The organism is uncultured Acidaminococcus sp. (assembly GCA_900538365.1).
Classification (GTDB): Bacteria; Bacillota; Negativicutes; order Acidaminococcales; family Acidaminococcaceae; genus Acidaminococcus.
Genome location: UPXT01000006.1, coordinates 24,487 through 40,154, shown reverse-complemented (window position 1 = coordinate 40,154; position 15,668 = coordinate 24,487). Strand labels below are relative to the sequence as shown.

General features: G+C 50.6%; 15 protein-coding genes, 2 tRNA genes, 1 other RNA gene and 1 other annotated feature. Of the genes, 8 read left to right on the top strand and 10 right to left on the bottom strand.

All coding sequences use genetic code 11. The features are described from left to right. Positions 1-478: 478 nt before the first annotated feature. Complete coding sequence (rlmD, locus tag QZQ08_RS02350; RefSeq protein ID WP_296327252.1) at positions 479-1,858, bottom strand: 23S rRNA (uracil(1939)-C(5))-methyltransferase RlmD; 1,380 nt, start codon at positions 1,856-1,858, stop codon at positions 479-481. 328 nt (positions 1,859-2,186) lie between these two features. On the opposite strand from rlmD, the gene QZQ08_RS02345 reads away from it, so the two are divergent. Together QZQ08_RS02345 and QZQ08_RS02340 are read left to right on the top strand one after the other, a co-directional pair. Beyond that, positions 2,187-2,579, top strand: coding sequence for a CrcB family protein (locus tag QZQ08_RS02345; RefSeq protein WP_296327249.1), 393 nt, complete (start codon positions 2,187-2,189; stop codon positions 2,577-2,579). 35 nt (positions 2,580-2,614) lie between these two features. After that, a complete protein-coding gene (locus QZQ08_RS02340) occupies positions 2,615-3,709 on the top strand; it encodes a metallophosphoesterase (protein WP_296327247.1) in 1,095 nt (364 codons plus the stop codon). Positions 3,710-3,835: 126 nt separating this feature from the next. On the opposite strand, the gene QZQ08_RS02335 is transcribed toward QZQ08_RS02340, so the two are convergent. Beyond that, complete coding sequence (locus QZQ08_RS02335; protein ID WP_296327244.1) at positions 3,836-4,501, bottom strand: Crp/Fnr family transcriptional regulator; 666 nt, start codon at positions 4,499-4,501, stop codon at positions 3,836-3,838. Positions 4,502-4,618: 117 nt separating this feature from the next. On the opposite strand from QZQ08_RS02335, the gene QZQ08_RS02330 reads away from it, so the two are divergent. Continuing rightward, entirely contained in the window at positions 4,619-5,374 is a 756-nt protein-coding gene (locus tag QZQ08_RS02330; RefSeq protein WP_296327240.1) for an ATP-binding protein, read from the top strand. Between the two features lie 155 nt (positions 5,375-5,529). Here QZQ08_RS02330 and QZQ08_RS02325 read toward each other — a convergent pair whose 3' ends face one another. Both QZQ08_RS02325 and QZQ08_RS02320 read right to left on the bottom strand, forming a co-directional pair. Continuing rightward, positions 5,530-6,105, bottom strand: coding sequence for a chromate transporter (locus QZQ08_RS02325; RefSeq protein WP_296327236.1), 576 nt, complete (start codon positions 6,103-6,105; stop codon positions 5,530-5,532). Further along, positions 6,093-6,716, bottom strand: coding sequence for a chromate transporter (locus QZQ08_RS02320; RefSeq protein ID WP_296327233.1), 624 nt, complete (start codon positions 6,714-6,716; stop codon positions 6,093-6,095). Before QZQ08_RS02320 ends, QZQ08_RS02325 begins: the two co-directional genes overlap by 13 nt. 148 nt (positions 6,717-6,864) lie before the next feature. On the opposite strand from QZQ08_RS02320, the gene QZQ08_RS02315 reads away from it, so the two are divergent. Continuing rightward, the gene (locus QZQ08_RS02315; RefSeq protein WP_296327230.1) at positions 6,865-7,749 is read left to right on the top strand and encodes a LysR family transcriptional regulator; all 885 of its coding nucleotides are present in this window, start codon (positions 6,865-6,867) and stop codon (positions 7,747-7,749) included. Between the two features lie 120 nt (positions 7,750-7,869). Here the strand turns inward: QZQ08_RS02315 and QZQ08_RS02310 are convergent. The 3 genes from QZQ08_RS02310 to metA form a co-directional block, all read right to left on the bottom strand. After that, positions 7,870-7,957 (bottom strand) — tRNA-Ser (locus QZQ08_RS02310). A gap of 23 nt (positions 7,958-7,980) precedes the next feature. Further along, positions 7,981-8,442, bottom strand: coding sequence for a tRNA adenosine(34) deaminase TadA (gene tadA / locus QZQ08_RS02305; protein ID WP_296327224.1), 462 nt, complete (start codon positions 8,440-8,442; stop codon positions 7,981-7,983). Between the two features lie 10 nt (positions 8,443-8,452). Beyond that, complete coding sequence (gene metA / locus QZQ08_RS02300; RefSeq protein WP_296327220.1) at positions 8,453-9,376, bottom strand: homoserine O-succinyltransferase; 924 nt, start codon at positions 9,374-9,376, stop codon at positions 8,453-8,455. Positions 9,377-9,419: 43 nt separating this feature from the next. Then, positions 9,420-9,660, bottom strand: a binding site (T-box leader). 251 nt (positions 9,661-9,911) lie between these two features. Between metA and alr the strand changes: the two genes are divergently transcribed. Continuing rightward, positions 9,912-11,057 carry an alanine racemase gene (gene alr / locus QZQ08_RS02295; RefSeq protein WP_296327218.1) on the top strand — a complete coding sequence of 382 codons (1,146 nt, stop codon included), beginning with the start codon at positions 9,912-9,914 and terminating at the stop codon, positions 11,055-11,057. Between the two features lie 104 nt (positions 11,058-11,161). Next, complete coding sequence (locus QZQ08_RS02290) at positions 11,162-12,562, top strand: FAD-binding oxidoreductase (RefSeq protein ID WP_296327215.1); 1,401 nt, start codon at positions 11,162-11,164, stop codon at positions 12,560-12,562. A gap of 260 nt (positions 12,563-12,822) precedes the next feature. Here QZQ08_RS02290 and QZQ08_RS02285 read toward each other — a convergent pair whose 3' ends face one another. The 3 genes from QZQ08_RS02285 to QZQ08_RS02275 form a co-directional block, all read right to left on the bottom strand. Then, entirely contained in the window at positions 12,823-13,011 is a 189-nt protein-coding gene (locus QZQ08_RS02285; RefSeq protein ID WP_296327210.1) for a hypothetical protein, read from the bottom strand. After that, positions 13,011-13,110, bottom strand: an RNA gene (gene ffs / locus QZQ08_RS02280) — signal recognition particle sRNA small type. Before ffs ends, QZQ08_RS02285 begins: the two co-directional genes overlap by 1 nt. A gap of 67 nt (positions 13,111-13,177) precedes the next feature. Continuing rightward, positions 13,178-13,268: transfer RNA gene (locus QZQ08_RS02275), tRNA-Ser, on the bottom strand. 164 nt (positions 13,269-13,432) lie between these two features. On the opposite strand from QZQ08_RS02275, the gene dnaX reads away from it, so the two are divergent. Then, the gene (gene dnaX / locus QZQ08_RS02270) at positions 13,433-15,319 is read left to right on the top strand and encodes a DNA polymerase III subunit gamma/tau (protein ID WP_296327208.1); all 1,887 of its coding nucleotides are present in this window, start codon (positions 13,433-13,435) and stop codon (positions 15,317-15,319) included. A 12-nt stretch (positions 15,320-15,331) separates the two neighbouring features. After that, positions 15,332-15,664: a YbaB/EbfC family nucleoid-associated protein gene (locus QZQ08_RS02265; protein ID WP_009015856.1), complete on the top strand. Its 333-nt coding sequence runs from the start codon at positions 15,332-15,334 to the stop codon at positions 15,662-15,664. The last annotated feature ends 4 nt before the right edge of the window (positions 15,665-15,668 follow it).

Here is a 15,668-nt window from a genome sequence, read left to right as displayed (position 1 = left end):
CGAGCTTAAATGGAAAAATAAAGAAAAAGCAAGGCGACACCATGAAGCGAAATAGGTCCTCCACAGATAAGAAGGGAATGGATACTGCTGGTTTACTTAATGAATCCAATCTAAATGATCTATCTGAAAAAAACGGTGATGTAAAAAGGCGCAAAACCTCCATTGGGCTCATCTTGTGAACTGAATGGAGATTTTGTTGGAGGGGGCTTTTTTGTTTTAAGAGGCTAGGTGCCTCGTGAATCTCATTTGGCTATCCTAAGGTTCCTAGATTGCCCGGATGATTGGTAACTGTCAGGAACCTTTTTCTAGGGGCGATTCACTGCCTCTTCCCAGCACGATAAAGCTATTTGTTTATTAAAAAGAGGGTCACCATCCATGCGACAAGACGGGATTGGATGATGACCCTCTTTTTTATTCGGTTGGGATAGCCGCCTTTTACGCACTAACGCAGCACAGCAACTATTGTCAGTTTTCTTCTTTACTGCGTCCTCGTCATGAGGACCACTGACTCCACATGGCTTGTGTGAGGGAACATATCAACGGGCTGGACTTGACGAATCTTATAGCCGCCTTCACAAAGGAGGGCGGCATCGCGGGCCAGGGAAGCCGGTCCGCAGGAGACGTAGACGACGCGTTTGGGACGCACGGCAAGGATGGCATCAAGGACGGGCCGTTCACATCCGGCTCTTGGCGGATCAAGGACAACGACGTCGGGGCGGATTCCGTCCTTGACCAGAAGAGGCAGTTCTTTAGCCGCATCAGCACAGATGAATTCACTGTTTTTGATGTGATTGTCCCGGGCATTTTTTCTGGCGTCAGCAATCGCTGGTGCGACAATCTCGATTCCCAAGGCGTGCCGCGCCTTTTGGGCGAGAAAAAGGGTAATCGTGCCGGTTCCGCAGTAGAGGTCAATGACATTTTCCTTTCCTTCCAAGGCGGCATAGGAAAGAGCGGTTTCGTAAAGGCGCTGCGCCTGCAGCGTATTGACTTGGAAGAAGGAATGGGGGGAAATGACAAAGGTCAGGTCGCCCAAGCGGTCATGGATGACACCGGGCCCATAGATTACCTTATTGTGGGGACCCATAATGACGTTTGTGTGGCGGGTATTGACGTTCTGTACCAAGGTCACAAAGCCGGGAATGGCTTCTTTCAGCATATGGGTCAGTTCCTTGAGATGGGGGACACGGTCCGTATTGGTGACAAGAACGGCCATGACCTCTCCGGTCTGGACGCCGACGCGGCCCATGATATGGCGCACCATACCTGTGCGGGCGTCTTCTTTTAACGCCGGGATATGATAGCGTTCCATCCAGGCACGGACGACGGACGTAAGTTCGTTATTTGTATCATGCTGGATGAGGCAGCGCTTTACGTCGATGACGCGGTGCGTGCCCTGGGCAAAGCAGCCAATGGACAGGCTGTGTTTTTTTCCCTCTGCCACAGGGACCTGCATCTTGTTGCGGTAATGCCACGGATCATCGGCTCCCAAAGTGGGATTCACGTTGATGCCCGAAAAATGACCAATGCGTTCCAAGGCATCGATGACGGTCTGACGCTTTTGAACAAGCTGCGCCTCATAGGCTAGATGCTGGATCTGGCAGCCGCCGCAGGCTTCATAGACAGGGCAGGGCGGTGTGATTCGGTCCGGACTGGGAACCAGGATCTTTTCCAAGCGTCCCAGGCCGTAGTTTTTCTTTTTGGCTGTGACTGCGGCCGTTACTCGTTCACCAGGAAGGGCCCCGGGGATAAAATAGGTAAATCCTTTCACTTTACCGACCCCTTCGCCGGAACTTCCCAGCCCCGTTATCGTGATTTCAATATGTTCGTTAGGTGTGGTTGTGCGTTTATCTCTTTTCATACAATTTATTATAGCGGGGAAGAAGAGGGAAGGCAACTCTTCCCTGTTTTCACTTTGCGTAAAGAATTTGTAAAGCTAAATTCACCTCAAAAAAATGATATTTTAAAAAAATGAATCATCTTGCAAAATAAATGATTGACAGATAATATCTTCATCATCTACCATAAGAGTAGCTATTCGGGATAGAGAGACGCTTCTTTAGCAAGCGCCTTTTTTCAACGGTAAAAAGTATACAAAAATAGCGTAAGAAAATAAAAAAATACTAATTCTTGTAGTGGTAGTTTACTCAGGAACTGGGAATGTTGTTTTGCTGAATTGAGGGGGAATCATGACAATTACAGAAGAATTGCACATGCTGCTTTATGTGGCGCTTGGAGGTGCCTTGGGCTCCGTGGGGCGTTATCTTGTTGCCGGAAGCCTCAAAGGTGTGGGGGGGACAGATTTTCCCTGGCACATGATTGCTGTCAATACGCTTGGCTGTATTTTGGTTGGTTTTTTTGTGGCCGTATTATATGTGAAATTGCCGCATCCTCGTTGGATCAACCTCTTTTATTGGGGGTTTATCGGGGGCTTTACGGCTTTTTCCTCATTTATCAAGGAAGGAATGCATTTTTTCCTGCATGGAGAGCATATTACGGGATTCCTTTATATCTTCCTGCAGAACATGCTCGGTATGTTTGCTGCCGGTGCCGCTTTCTGGTTGGGCAAGATGCTGCTTTAAGGATGACCGCGGCTCCTTTGTAAGGGGTGGTGGAAGTGAGTATCAATATGTTTTTTGTTATTGTGACGGCTTTGGGCCTTGTAGGATCGACCTTTTGCTGGGGGATGTACCGAACTGGCTTCTCCCTGCTTCGCTCCTCCTGGACGCTCCTGCCTTTTTTGTTCATGCCGCTGATTTTTGCCATTGGAAATATTTTTACGGAATCGCTTCCTGTCACGCTGATCCGTTATTTTAGCTGGAGCGGTGGGGTATGGATGGGCTTTATCTTTTATTCTGTGCTCTTATCTATTTTTTTTGGTGTTTTTTGGCTCCTTGGCCGTTTTTCCCAATCTCCGAACCTTGCGCCCAACGCGGCGATTACCATTTTTTTCATCGCTTTTTTAGGGACCGGTCTTGGCGTTTACCAGGCCCTTCATCCCCATGTACGGCGGATTACCCTTCGCACGTCTAAACCTTTGTCGCGGTCCATGCGCATTGTCTTTGCTTCGGACCTGCATTTTGGAACCCTTTGGGGCAGCCGGTATGGTCAGAAGCTCGTGAGCCGTATCAATGCGGAAGCCCCAGATCTTGTGATTTTTGGCGGTGACCTTGTGGACCGCAGCCTTTCCTTTGTCATGCGCGAGGGCAGCATGGACGCCCTGCGCAGCCTTCACGCTCCTATGGGTGTCTATTCTGTCCTGGGCAATCATGACCTTATGGCAGGTACAGGGGAGCAGGAACGGGCTTATTTGGAACGGATGGGTATTCGTTTTGTCATCAATGAATCGATCCCTGTGAGCCGGGCCGTATGGCTTACGGGTCTTGATGATGAACGCTTTGGAAAGCGGGGCTATAAGATTCCCCAGGCCCAAGGCAGTGATCTCTATATTTTTGCCGAGCATGAGCCATACCACGTGCTTGACGCTTCGCAAAAAGGGTATGACCTTTATTTTGCCGGCCATACCCATGGGGGACAGTTCATCCCCCTTAATCTGATTACACAGCGTCTATTTGTCCAAGATCATGGTACGCAGGCTTTTGGCAATCTGCTGGCGACGGTGTCGACTGGTCATGGGCTGTCTGTCATTCCCATGCGGCTTGGTGTGCCGCCTGAGATTGTTGTTGTGAGTGTGGAACCAATCAAATCATAGAAGAATCACATATTGCGATGCTGATACAGGAGTGCTTTCCTGAAACGCCCAAGGACTTTGGAAAGATGCTGGTAAAAAAGATGGCCGCCCATGATTTTTTTATGAAAAGGCCATCTTTTTTGTTTTTTACAGCTCGTCTGTAAAAAGAACAAAGATATTTTTTTTATAGGAAATGAGACCGTCTTTCTGCATCCGGCTCAGTTCCGCTGAGAGCGCAGACCGATCGACACCGAGGTAATCTGCCATTTCCTGACGGTCGAAGGGAATGGAAATTTTTCTTTTTCCCTGCTTGTCAGCGAGAAAGGACAGATAGGACAGGACCCGGCCGCGAATTGACTTTGATGCCGTATAGACCATACGCCGTGATAGGCCCAGATTCTTGCGGGCCAAGATGGTCAGGAGGTTTTCTACGAGTTTATGATGATGACTGCAGTTTGAGGGACAGATGGTCAGAACCTTGTGCATATCCATCATGAGGATTTCCGTATCTTCTGCTACCTCCACGCTGATAAGGAGCGGCTCATCATCCATGCAGGCGTAGGCTTCGGCAAAGATTTCTCCGCTGTGGGCCTGTCCTAAGATGGTCCGGTTTCCCCAGATGTCATCGTACACGATGTTGACGCGGCCTTTGAGAATAAGGCTGACCGTGTGGACCTTGTCACCGGCACGGTGAATGTAGCTGCCTTTTTCAAATTGGCGGGTCACGGCGCCCAAACAGGTGAGGGTAGATTTGATTTCCTCCGTACGTAAGGTACGGAAAAAGGGTGTTTTCGCTAAAAATGCAAAATCCATGGTTTCTCCCCTTTTGTTGTTGAAACAACATAATTAATTGTAACCCTATCGTATAATGACACCATCGAAAAAGCAAGTAAAACCATAAATCTTTTACATACAGGGGAGGCAACACAAATGAAACGGAGAATTATCAAGATTGACGAGAATAAATGCAATGGCTGCGGCCTTTGCGCAAAGGCATGCCATGAAGGGGCCATTGGCATGGTCAATGGCAAGGCAAAACTGCTGCGCGACGATTATTGCGATGGCCTTGGTGACTGCCTGCCGCACTGCCCGACCGATGCCATTACTTTTGAAGAACGGGAAGCCCTGCCGTATGACAGGGAAGCTGTTGAAGCAAAGATGCGGGCTGAAGGAAAAACGATTCCGCCCCAGGGGGGCTGCCCTGGCTCCCGCGTACGCATGATGGCGCCTCAAGGCGGCTGCCCAGGATCCCGTATGAAGATAATGGATCAGGCGAAAAAAGCAGCTGCGCCTGCTGCACCGGCAGAAGCTCCTGTAAGTCAGCTGCGCCAGTGGCCTGTTCAAATCAAACTCGTTCCTATCCAGGCACCGTTTTTTGATGGGGCAAAGCTCCTCATTGCGGCTGACTGTTCAGCTTATGCGTATGCAAATTTCCACGAAGATTTCATCAAAGGACATATCACTCTCGTAGGCTGCCCGAAGCTCGATGCCGTCGACTATTCGGAAAAATTAGGCGCGATTTTTGCTTCAAACGATATCAAGAGTGTGACCGTGGTCCGCATGGAAGTCCCGTGCTGCGGCGGTCTGGAACATGCTGCCGTCAAAGCCCTTAAGGATAGCGGCAAGATGATTCCTTGGTCTGTCGTAACGATTTCGACCGATGGCAGGATCCTTGATCGGACGTAAGGCAGCCTTTGAAACGAGGAGCTTCTTAAAGTTCGGCATTTCCTTAAGACGCGTTTCTAGCTGGAAGCTAGTTGCAGGGCTTTATTTAGCTCCGAATAGATGATCTTTCTAAAAGTGCAAAATGGCCTCGAATCCGCTAGGTTCGAGGCCATTTTTTAGTGTTCCAAAAGGATGCCGACGGCAGCAGAAAAGGCAATGTAGATGATGGGATGGAGCTGCCACTTGCGATAGCAAAACCAGATGAAGGCTGTCAGTATTATCATTTTAACTTTAAAGAGGTCGGCCAGATTTCCCGTAACTTTCCAGGTATTTACCTGGAAGAGGGCAATCTGTGCGACACTCAGGCCTGCAGCCATGATGAGGGCCGCTGACGCAGGGCGGAGGCCGGAAAAGATCTTCCTGACGATGATTGAGGATTGAAATCTACGGAGCATCCGTGCAATGATGAGGATGATGATGATGGACGGGGCAATGAGTCCTAAGGTGGCGATGGCACCGCCTGCAAATCCCGCCGTTTTGAAGCCGACATAGGTCGCCATGTTGACGCCCAGGGGCCCCGGCGTCGACTCAGAGACGGCAACCATATCGGCAATGTCGGTCGTAGTAAACCAATGGGTCAGACGGCTCATCTCCTGAAGAAAAGGCAGTGTCGCAAGCCCGCCGCCAACGGCAAATAAGCCGGTTTTGAAAAATTGCCAAAATAGCTGGCCGTAAAGAATCAGTGTTTCCATGATTCGTCCTCCTTTGCGTAGTTTTCAGCGTGGTCTTGTGGATCTTGTTCCTTGCTTCTTGTCTTAATAGAGGCAGACTTTGAGGAAAAGAGGCAGCCTGCTATGCCGGAAAGAACAATCAGCATGACAGTTGGGATGCTTGTCAAAAGAGATAAGACAAGGACAATGAAAAATAACAGCCAGCGGGTCTTGTCAATGAGGGCTTTTTTCCCCAATTTGATGACCGCATCAAAAATCAGGACGGTGACGCAGGCGCGGATCCCGTCAAAGGCATGTTTTACCATGGCTAGGTCAGTAAAATTCAAAAGAAAGGCGGCAATGGACGTAATAATCAAAAGGGAAGGAAAGATAACTCCCAGTGTGGCAATGATGCCGCCTATGATCCCGTACAGCTTGTAGCCAATAAAGGTAGCCGTATTGATGGCAATGACGCCGGGCGTACACTGCCCAATGGCATAGTCATCCATGAGTTCCTCTTCCGTTGCCCAGTGGCGCTTTTCCACCACTTCCCGCTGCAGAATCGACAGCATGGCATAACCGCCGCCGAATGTGGTGATCCCGATTTGGGCAAATACCCAGAAAAGCTTCCAACACTTTTTGATTCCATCCATTTTACGCTTCCTCCTTTAGGCTGCTTTCGTCCCCTTAGGGGTATCTAGGTACCGTTTACGGGATTTTGGCGCTTTTCTTTTTCTGCAGCATAGCGTATCATAGAATTAACTATATGAATAATATTTGTTTCATAATGAGGTATATGATATGAATATATATCAACTGCGCTATTACATCGCTGTCGTTGAAGAAGGTACGATTTCAGCAGCAGCCAGGAAACTGAATCTTTCTCAGCCACCCCTGTCTACCCAAATCAAGCTGCTGGAAGAAGAGGTAGGAACGGAGCTGTTTATACGCGGTGCGCGCCAGATCACGCTGACACCGGCCGGACGCCGGTTCTACCAGTATGCACTGGAAATGACGGATATTGAACGGCAAGCCTTGGAAGAAATCCGCGATATGGGCCGAGGTGGAACTGGGACCGTGCATCTTGGTTGTATCTCTTCCGCCCACGTGAAGGAAGTCTATGAAGGGCTTGATGCTTTTCACAGGCAATATCCCCTTGTCCGTCTGCGAATCGTAGAAGGCAACACGCTTGAACTGGAAGAAAAACTGGCTCGAAATGAGCTGGAAGCTGCTTTTGTTCGGACTCCGGAAACCTTCAAGCATGTTGAGCGTCTTCCCCTTCGCCAGGATCCGATGATGGCTTCCGGCAAACGAGCGTTTTTCAGTGAGATTCCTTCGCATAGGAAGCTCGCCGTGAAAGACCTTGCAGCGTGTCCTCTGATCCTTTATAAACGCTGGGAAGCAAGGATCCGTGATCTTTTTTCTCACGCTGGAAGGCAGCCGCAAATTGTTGGTGTTGCAGACGACCTTCGTACTTGCCTTATGATGGCTGATTATGGACTGGGAATCAGCGTGACACCCTTGGAGGCCCTTCGCGGCTATCCCCATCTGACGCGTCGGGTGATTGCGGAAAAGGGCCTTGTTTCCACGCTTGAACTTGTACTTCGTAAGGATGCCTATATTTCAGCCAGTGCAAAAGCCTTATTTACTGTTTTTAAAGAGCGCGACAAAAACCAGGAGGAATAGGGACAACTGGCATGGACGGTATTTTGAATCAGCAGGAGGCAGGCTTCTGGACTTTTTTACCCAATAAGAAACCCCCACCATGGCGTGACCCATGGTGGGGGTTGATGTGATTTATAATAATGGCGGATGGGGTGGGATTCGAACCCACGATACCTTGCGGTATACTTGATTTCGAGTCAAGCACCTTCGACCACTCGGACACCCATCCGCAGACTGAACCATTATATCATATTAACGGCGCCGTGTAAAAAATTCTTGCAAAATTTTTTTACAGCGTTCTTGTTCGATACCGGCCTTGATGATGGTATCTGCATGGAGGCCCGGGTGGAGGGGAATCTGGAAGAGGCTTCCGCAGGCCCCGGCTGCACTGTCGCTCGCCCCAAAGACAACGCGTCCGATGCGGGCATTATAGATGGCCCCGGCACACATGGGGCAGGGCTCCAAGGTCACATAAAGGGTAGTGTCCGCCAAGCGCCAGCGCTGGAGCTTTTTACAGGCTTCCCGGATGACGAGGATTTCCGCATGGGCCGTGGCATCATGTGCGCTTTCCCGCCGGTTATGGTTTCGTGCAATGACGCGTCCATCCTGGACGAGGATCGCTCCTACGGGAATTTCCCCTTCAAGAGCGGCAAGGGCCGCTTCCTTCAGGGCTTCTTCCATATACATCTTTTCTTCATCCGTTGCAAGCTCCATGGTGGGATTCCTATTCTTTCCGGGTCAGCTGCAGCAGGTCATAGGGTGTTTCCTGATAGACCATATTGACCCAATTGGTGTAAAACAAGTGGGCGTAGCTGCACCACTTGAAGCAGGGCTGCTCACTGCTGTCATTGTCGGGATAGTAGAATTTCGGCTGCTCCGGGTTAAGGCCCTTGTTTTTGTCACGGATGAATTCATCCTGCAGAGAATTACGGTCATATTCGAAATGGCCCATGACAAAGATGTGGCGCATATCGCTCGTGCTGCAGATGTTGATGCCATTTTCGGCACTGCGGCTCAACACTTCAAGGCGCCGGTCAGCATCGATCTTATTGTCATCGACACGGGTATAGCGCGATTGGGGAATGAAGTAGCGGTCATCAAAGCCTCGCAGGAGCGGATGGAAGTTCGTCGTAAGTCCATAGGGATAGATGCCGTAAAGCTTTTTGGGGAGCATGATTTTTGGTATGTTGTAGTAATAGTATAACCCAGCTTGGGCGCCCCAACAATAGTGGAGAACGGAAAAGACGTGGCTCCGGGCCCATTCAAAGTACTGGACAAGTTCAGGCCAGTACTCGACATCTTCAAAGTCAATCTTTTCGACAGGCGCACCTGTAATGATGAACCCATCGTAATAACGGTCCTTGATGTCATTCCATTCAAGATAGACCCGGTCCAAATAGGAATTATCCGTGTGCGTGCTGACGCGGGATACAGGACGGCAGAAATCAATTTCGATTTGGATGGGGGAGTTGCCCAGTAGGCGCAGGAGCTGCAGTTCCGTCGGTTTTTTTAGGGGCATGAGGTTAAGGATAAGGATTTTTAGGGGACGGATATCCTGCGTCATGGCGCGGTCTTTTCCAATGGTGACGATTCCTTCTTCGCGAAGACGGTTTACAGCGGACAGGCCGCCGTCAATTTTAATGGGCATGGCAAAAAACTCCTTTCCTACAATAAAAAAAAGCCTTCCTCCCTGCAGGGACGAAAGCATCGTGGTACCACCCAGCTTTACCTTGCCGTTGGGCAAGGTCTCTTAGGAACGCGGCCAAAGCCGGATTCCCCAGTGCAGTAACGGGCACACCCGTACGGCCTACTGTGATTTCAGCCAATCAGCTCCAGGACCATCTTCCTTTCCTTATCTGCACTCCCTTTCACCGGAGCGGGAGTTCTCTGGTGCCAGACAATAAAAAGTACTCTTCCTTTCATCGCGTTTTGCTATGAATTTGGAAAAATTTTAGCATGCATGGGAATGTCCGTCAAGGAGAAAGGGAAGAAATTACGTAGGAAAAGGATATCTTGTACAATCTGTTACAAAGTCATCTTGAATGGACCTGAGAAAAGCAAGGCTCCCCCTTGGAATTTTCGTTGCCAAATAAAATGGGAAAGAGTATGATAAAGTCGTATGGCCCTTTTCTAAAAGGGCCAGGGAGCAACTCCCGTAAATTTTAAGGAAACGGTGGCGTTTTATGAGAGCGAGAAATGTTTGGGCCGAAGTCGATCTGTCGGCTATTGCCCATAACGTACAGGTCACGCGCAAAGCCCTCAAACCGGGGACAAAAATCTGCGCGGTTGTCAAAGCTGATGCCTATGGTCACGGAGCCGTGCCTGTTGCAACGGCAGCCCTGGCGGCAGGCGTCAATTATCTGGCGGTGTCCATGACACAGGAAGCCCTGGAGCTTCGGGAAGCTGGCATCATGGCACCAATTCTCATTTTGGGAACCATGACGGAAGAACATGAAAAGGCCCTTGTGGATTATAACATCACCCAAACGGTCTATGATCTTGCTGTGGCCCAGGAGCTTTCGGCAGCAGCCCTGCAGGAAAACAAGGTAGCCAAAGTCCATCTGGCCGTCGATACGGGGATGAACCGGATCGGCTGCCGTCCTGAAGAGGCGGCCAATCTCGCAGAAGCCATCAGCAAGCTGCCCCATGTGGAGCTTGAAGGCATGTTTTCCCATTTTGCCAGCGCCGATGAAATGGATAAAAGTTTTGCTGAAAACCAGTATCGGAAATTCATGGAAGCTGACCGAGCCATCAAGGACCGGGGCATCCAGATTCCTTTGGTTCACATCGATAACAGCGCTGGCATCACAGAAATGAAGCATACGGAATGTGACATGGTCCGTCAGGGCATTACCCTTTATGGGCTGTGGCCATCGGACGATGTGGAGCGCTGTCTTGACCTAAAACCAGCCCTCAGTCTCAAGGCAGAAGTTGTCTTTGTGAAGGATGTCCCAGCCGGCGAGAAGATCGGTTATGGCTGCACTTACGAGACGAAAGCGCCTATGAAGGTGGCTACGATTCCTCTGGGCTATGCCGATGGTTATTCCCGCGCCCTGTCAAACCGCGGCTATATCACGATTCGCGGTTATAAGGCCCCTGTTGTTGGACGCGTCTGCATGGACCAGTTCATGGTTGACGTGACAAATGTGCCGGGTGTCCATAAAGGGGATGAAGCGGTCATCTTTGGGCCGGGCGGCGTTTCCCTTGACCAGATGGCCAAGTGGGTGGGGACCATTCCTTATGAGCTCATGTGCCTTTTATCGACGCGTGTTCCTAGGAAATATACGTACACATATACCATCAAACATTACGAAAACAATCATTTTTAGGAAAGTGGGCACAAGCCTGCAAGCGTTTCGTACGGGGTCCGCTGCTTTTTCCCTAAGAAAAGGGCGGACCTATGTTTTTTATGGAAGAAAGGTAGGAAAGCAGGATGCAGCAGTATGAAAAGATAACAGAAGCGGTCATCGAGGAATTAAAAGCCATTGTAGGCGAAAAATATGTCCTGACGACGCCGGAGGCCCTTGAAACTTATCAAACGGATCAAGAGACGGATCCACGCTTTTTCCATACACCTGAAGCTGTCGTGATGCCCCAAAGCACGGAAGAAGTGGCCGCCGTCATGAAACTTGCCAATAAGCACCATTTTCCCGTAACGCCCCGATCTGGCGGGACGAGCGTCTCTGATGGGGCCATTGCTGTTTGTGGGGGCATTGTCCTTTTGATGGAACGAATGAACCGCATCCTCGAAGTCAATAGGGACGGCATGTATATCGTTGCCGAGGCAGGCGCACGGACCCTTGACGTGCAGGAGGCGGCCAAAAAAGAAGGCCTTTTTTATGCTGGGGACCCATGCAGTGCCGATAGTTGTCTGATTGGAGGCAACCTTGCGACAAACGCCGGCGGCGACAAAGCCGTGCGCTATGGTACGACGCGCAGCCAGGTCCACTCCATTGAAGTCGTCCTGCCAACTGGAGAGATTGCAAATCTGGGGGCCCGGACGAAGAAGAATACGACCGGTTTTTGTCTTGATCAGCTGGTCATTGGCAGTGAAGGGACTCTTGGCATCATTACCAAGGCGGCGCTGAAGCTCCTTCCCATTGCGCCGTATCGGTCCGATGTGCTGCTTATCTTTACGGACCCGAGGAAAGCCACGAGCATTGTTCCCCTTCTTCTTAAGGCGGGTCTTGACCCGACGAGTGTGGAATTCATGGATCAAGGATTCGTCAGGGCTTCCAGTGACTACTCAAAGATTCATCTCAGCCACTATGAGGATGGCTGCTACGTTATCCTAACCTTGGAGACCTTTGACGAAGAGGAAATGGATAAAAAGCTGATCAAAGTTGATGAACTGTCCCGGCAGCATGGGGCCATTGAAGTTTCCCTTGCTGATGATCGGGTGTGGACGATTCGCAAAAACTGTCTTGAAGCGACGAGAATCCTAAGCCGTGTCAGTACCAGTGACGATTTTGTCTTCCCCTTGGATAAGATTTCAGATGCCATCATGGATCTGTCGGAACTTGCCAAAATGTATCCTTTCCGCATCTTTACCCTAGCTCATGCAGGAGATGGAAATCTCCACTTCAATATCCTAAAAGGGGAGCTCAGCGATGAGGTTTGGGAAGAAAGTCTTTCTTCCTTCCATGAAAAGGCCTATGCCTATGTCTATGCCCAAGGCGGCCTTCTTTCCGGTGAACATGGAATCGGAGCAAAGAAAGTGGGCCAGCTCGAGCGTCTGACGGACCCAGGACAGATGTTCATGATGACGTCCATCAAGAAGGCCTTGGATCCCTTGGATGTCCTCAATCCGGGGAAGGTCATTGCTAAATATTGAGGCCAGCCCAAAAATCGGGCTGATTTGATGTAAAATGTGAGCTCTTTGCTTTAGGAAAAATTGATCTGAGGCAAGGAGCTCATGCTATCGTATGATGGGCCGTCTCACGTTAGGGGAGCGCGGAAGTTTTTTGCAATCTTCGGCCCAATTGGAACTGTCTGCTTTGTCACCCACGGGCCTCAATCTCCTCAATATTCCGGCCACTGGCCGTAAGGAAACTCACGCGTCGCCGATTTAATCTTGCTGCCGCCCTTCGTGTTTTACATTGCAGCCTCATAGCCATTTTTATGTCTTATGCTCGACAGCCCGAGCCGCAAGCTCAGGACGGCAATCTGGCCCTGTACCGAATGGACAGCCGAACCGCCGTTTTTCCACAGCACAAAAAGCCCGGAGGGAAACTTTTCTGTTTCCCTCCGGGCTTTCTTGTCCTTATTTTCTCGATGGGCCACAGGAACAGGCACTCCTGCGGCACACGAAGCGATCTGCTTATTGCTGCTTCCTTCCGGACCTGACAAGGTTCACAGGACTCCATTGCGCAGGACCTATCCCTATGGTCCATCCAAAAAATAAAGACGTACTTAAAAGAAAAGCCGCATGCTGCGGCGGATTCTTAAATGGCGGAGAGTGAGGGATTCGAACCCTCGATACGGTTATCCCGTATACACGCTTTCCAGGCGTGCTCCTTCAACCACTCGGACAACTCTCCAGGTTGAAATGCTCAGGTGAAGCTTTTCAATTGTATGCAGTCTTTAAAAATGACTGCGTGTTTTAGTATAAAGGATATTCATGCCATTGTCAAGAAATAAGTTGAATTTTTTTATGGAAACAAGGTATAATACCATGGTACAACAGAGAGAAAGGATGGATTCCATGTCTTACGTCGCATTATATCGTACTTGGAGACCCCAGGATTTTGATGGCCTCGTGGGGCAGGAACACATCAGGAAAGCGCTCACGAATGCTCTTGAGTCGGGGCGCATTTCCCATGCTTACCTGTTTACAGGACCCCGCGGTACAGGCAAGACAAGTACGGCGCGGATCCTTGCCAAGGCCCTGAACTGTGAGAAGGGGCCAACGCCCCATCCTTGCAACGCTTGTGATCACTGCCGGGAAATTACGGAAGGCACCAGTGCTGATGTCATTGAAATCGACGCGGCCAGCAACCGCGGAATCGATGAGATCCGGAAGCTGCGGGAACAAGTCCATTTTGCCCCTGTTTCCAGCCGTTACAAGGTCTATATAATCGACGAAGTGCATATGATTACGATGGATGCCTTCAATGCCCTGCTAAAGACTCTTGAAGAGCCGCCAGAGCATGTTGTCTTTATCCTTGCAACAACGGAGCCGCACAAGATCCCGACAACCATCCATTCCCGGTGCCAGCGTTTTGATTTTCGCCGCGTTACGGTAGACGATATTGCCGCCCACCTGAAAAAAGTGGCAGAAGGCAGTAAAATCAATGCGGAACCGGATGCCCTGCGCCTCATGGCCATTCAGGCCGACGGGGGAATGCGCGATGCCGTTGGTCTTCTGGATCAGTGCAGCATTATGGCTGACCCCGTGACGGCTGAAACGGTGCGGCAGGTCCTCGGTATTGCCGGACGGGATACGATGCGGGCCCTGGTAGAGAATATTGGCCGCCGCGACCTGCCTGCTGCCTTGAATCTTCTTAATCAGCTCATGGACGATGGAAAAGACGTGACCCAGGTCCTGACAGAGCTTCTCGAATATATGCGGGCCCTGCTCCTTTATCAGGCGGACCCGGCGTATCAAGAGATTTACTTGACCGATACGGCGGAAAACCTCAAAACCGTGGAACCGCTTTTTACGCGCAGCCGCATCCTTGCAGCCACAGAGCGCATCCATGAAGCATCCCTTGATGCAAAGCGTTCCTTGCGGTCAAAGATTGTCGCGGAGATTTGTCTTTATGACCTCTGCCGCGGCGAAGGGGATAGTCCCGCGGCACTCCTGTCCCGTATTGAGACCCTCGAAGGGGAAGTCACTCGCCTTATGGAAGGCGGCGCTCCGGCCGTATCCGCTGCATTTGAGCCGGCAAGGAAAAAAGGAACCGAAACGCGGGAAGCGGCTATTGTTTACCCGAAGGAAACCGTGCCGGACACGCCTTCCTTAACTCCAGCAGAAGCTTCTTTTTCCCCTGCGAAAGAGCCCGCTGCCACTTCGTTCAAAAGAAGGCAGGCACCTTCTTTTGAAAAGAAGGCGTCCGCTGTACCGCAGCCGGCGCAACAGAAAATGGAAGCCGGGGACGCCTCTTCATCTCCCTGCCTTGGAGAAAAAACGGACGGCCCCCGACAGCCGTCTGACCTTGCAGGGGCCCAGCGCCTATGGAATGGTGTCCTGCAAGGCCTTAAACAGCGTCATAAGATGGGCTTTTTTGCCTATGCGCGGGTGGCTTCTCCCCTTGATTTTGATGGCAAAAGGCTCACGGTGGGGACGGCAACGCAGGTGGCCAAGGACCGCCTCGAGCGCAATGACCTAAGGGACGAAGTCCTTGCCATCTTAAAGGCAGGGACCGGGCAGAATTTTGAATTTGCAGTCGAACAGGCCAGCGAAAAACAAATGGAAGCGGCAAGGAAGGCTGCGCCCCGCGCGGCCTTTAGCCCCCAACATAAGGCGGCGCCATCTGCGCCGCCCCAGGAAGCGCCCCTTTCCAAAGAAGATGACGAACTTCCTGAAACCGTCAAACGGGCCATGATGGTCTTTGGCGGAAACCTTGTAAAAGATGATTCAAATCAATAGGAGGAATGAACAATGTTTAAAGGCGGAATGGGAATGAACGGGATGCAGGGCATGCTGAAAAAAGTCCAGAAGATGCAAAGTGAGATGCTCAAACTCCAGGATGAACTCAAGGAACGTACCGTGGAAGCCACGGCAGGCGGTGAGGCAGTCAAGGTTGTTGTAAACGGCAGCAAGAATGTCGTAAGCCTTGCCATTTCACCTGAAGCTGTCGATCCAGATGATGTAGAAATGCTCCAGGATCTTATTGTGACAGCAGTCAACGAAGCGATGAAAAAGGTTGATGAAATGACGGAAAAGGAAATGGGCAAAGTAACGGGCGGCATGAAGCTGCCGGGGATGTATTGAGAAC

Coding starts and splice junctions, on each gene's coding strand:
- dnaX (WP_296327208.1), top strand. CDS start 13,433: ATGTCTTACGTCGCATTATATCGTACTTGGAGACCCCAGGATTTTGAT.
- QZQ08_RS02345 (WP_296327249.1), top strand. CDS start 2,187: ATGACAATTACAGAAGAATTGCACATGCTGCTTTATGTGGCGCTTGGA.
- tadA (WP_296327224.1), bottom strand. CDS start 8,442: ATGGAGCTTGCAACGGATGAAGAAAAGATGTATATGGAAGAAGCCCTG.
- QZQ08_RS02315 (WP_296327230.1), top strand. CDS start 6,865: ATGAATATATATCAACTGCGCTATTACATCGCTGTCGTTGAAGAAGGT.
- rlmD (WP_296327252.1), bottom strand. CDS start 1,858: ATGAAAAGAGATAAACGCACAACCACACCTAACGAACATATTGAAATC.
- metA (WP_296327220.1), bottom strand. CDS start 9,376: ATGCCCATTAAAATTGACGGCGGCCTGTCCGCTGTAAACCGTCTTCGC.
- QZQ08_RS02320 (WP_296327233.1), bottom strand. CDS start 6,716: ATGGATGGAATCAAAAAGTGTTGGAAGCTTTTCTGGGTATTTGCCCAA.
- QZQ08_RS02330 (WP_296327240.1), top strand. CDS start 4,619: ATGAAACGGAGAATTATCAAGATTGACGAGAATAAATGCAATGGCTGC.
- QZQ08_RS02335 (WP_296327244.1), bottom strand. CDS start 4,501: ATGGATTTTGCATTTTTAGCGAAAACACCCTTTTTCCGTACCTTACGT.
- alr (WP_296327218.1), top strand. CDS start 9,912: ATGAGAGCGAGAAATGTTTGGGCCGAAGTCGATCTGTCGGCTATTGCC.
- QZQ08_RS02325 (WP_296327236.1), bottom strand. CDS start 6,105: ATGGAAACACTGATTCTTTACGGCCAGCTATTTTGGCAATTTTTCAAA.
- QZQ08_RS02290 (WP_296327215.1), top strand. CDS start 11,162: ATGCAGCAGTATGAAAAGATAACAGAAGCGGTCATCGAGGAATTAAAA.
- QZQ08_RS02265 (WP_009015856.1), top strand. CDS start 15,332: ATGTTTAAAGGCGGAATGGGAATGAACGGGATGCAGGGCATGCTGAAA.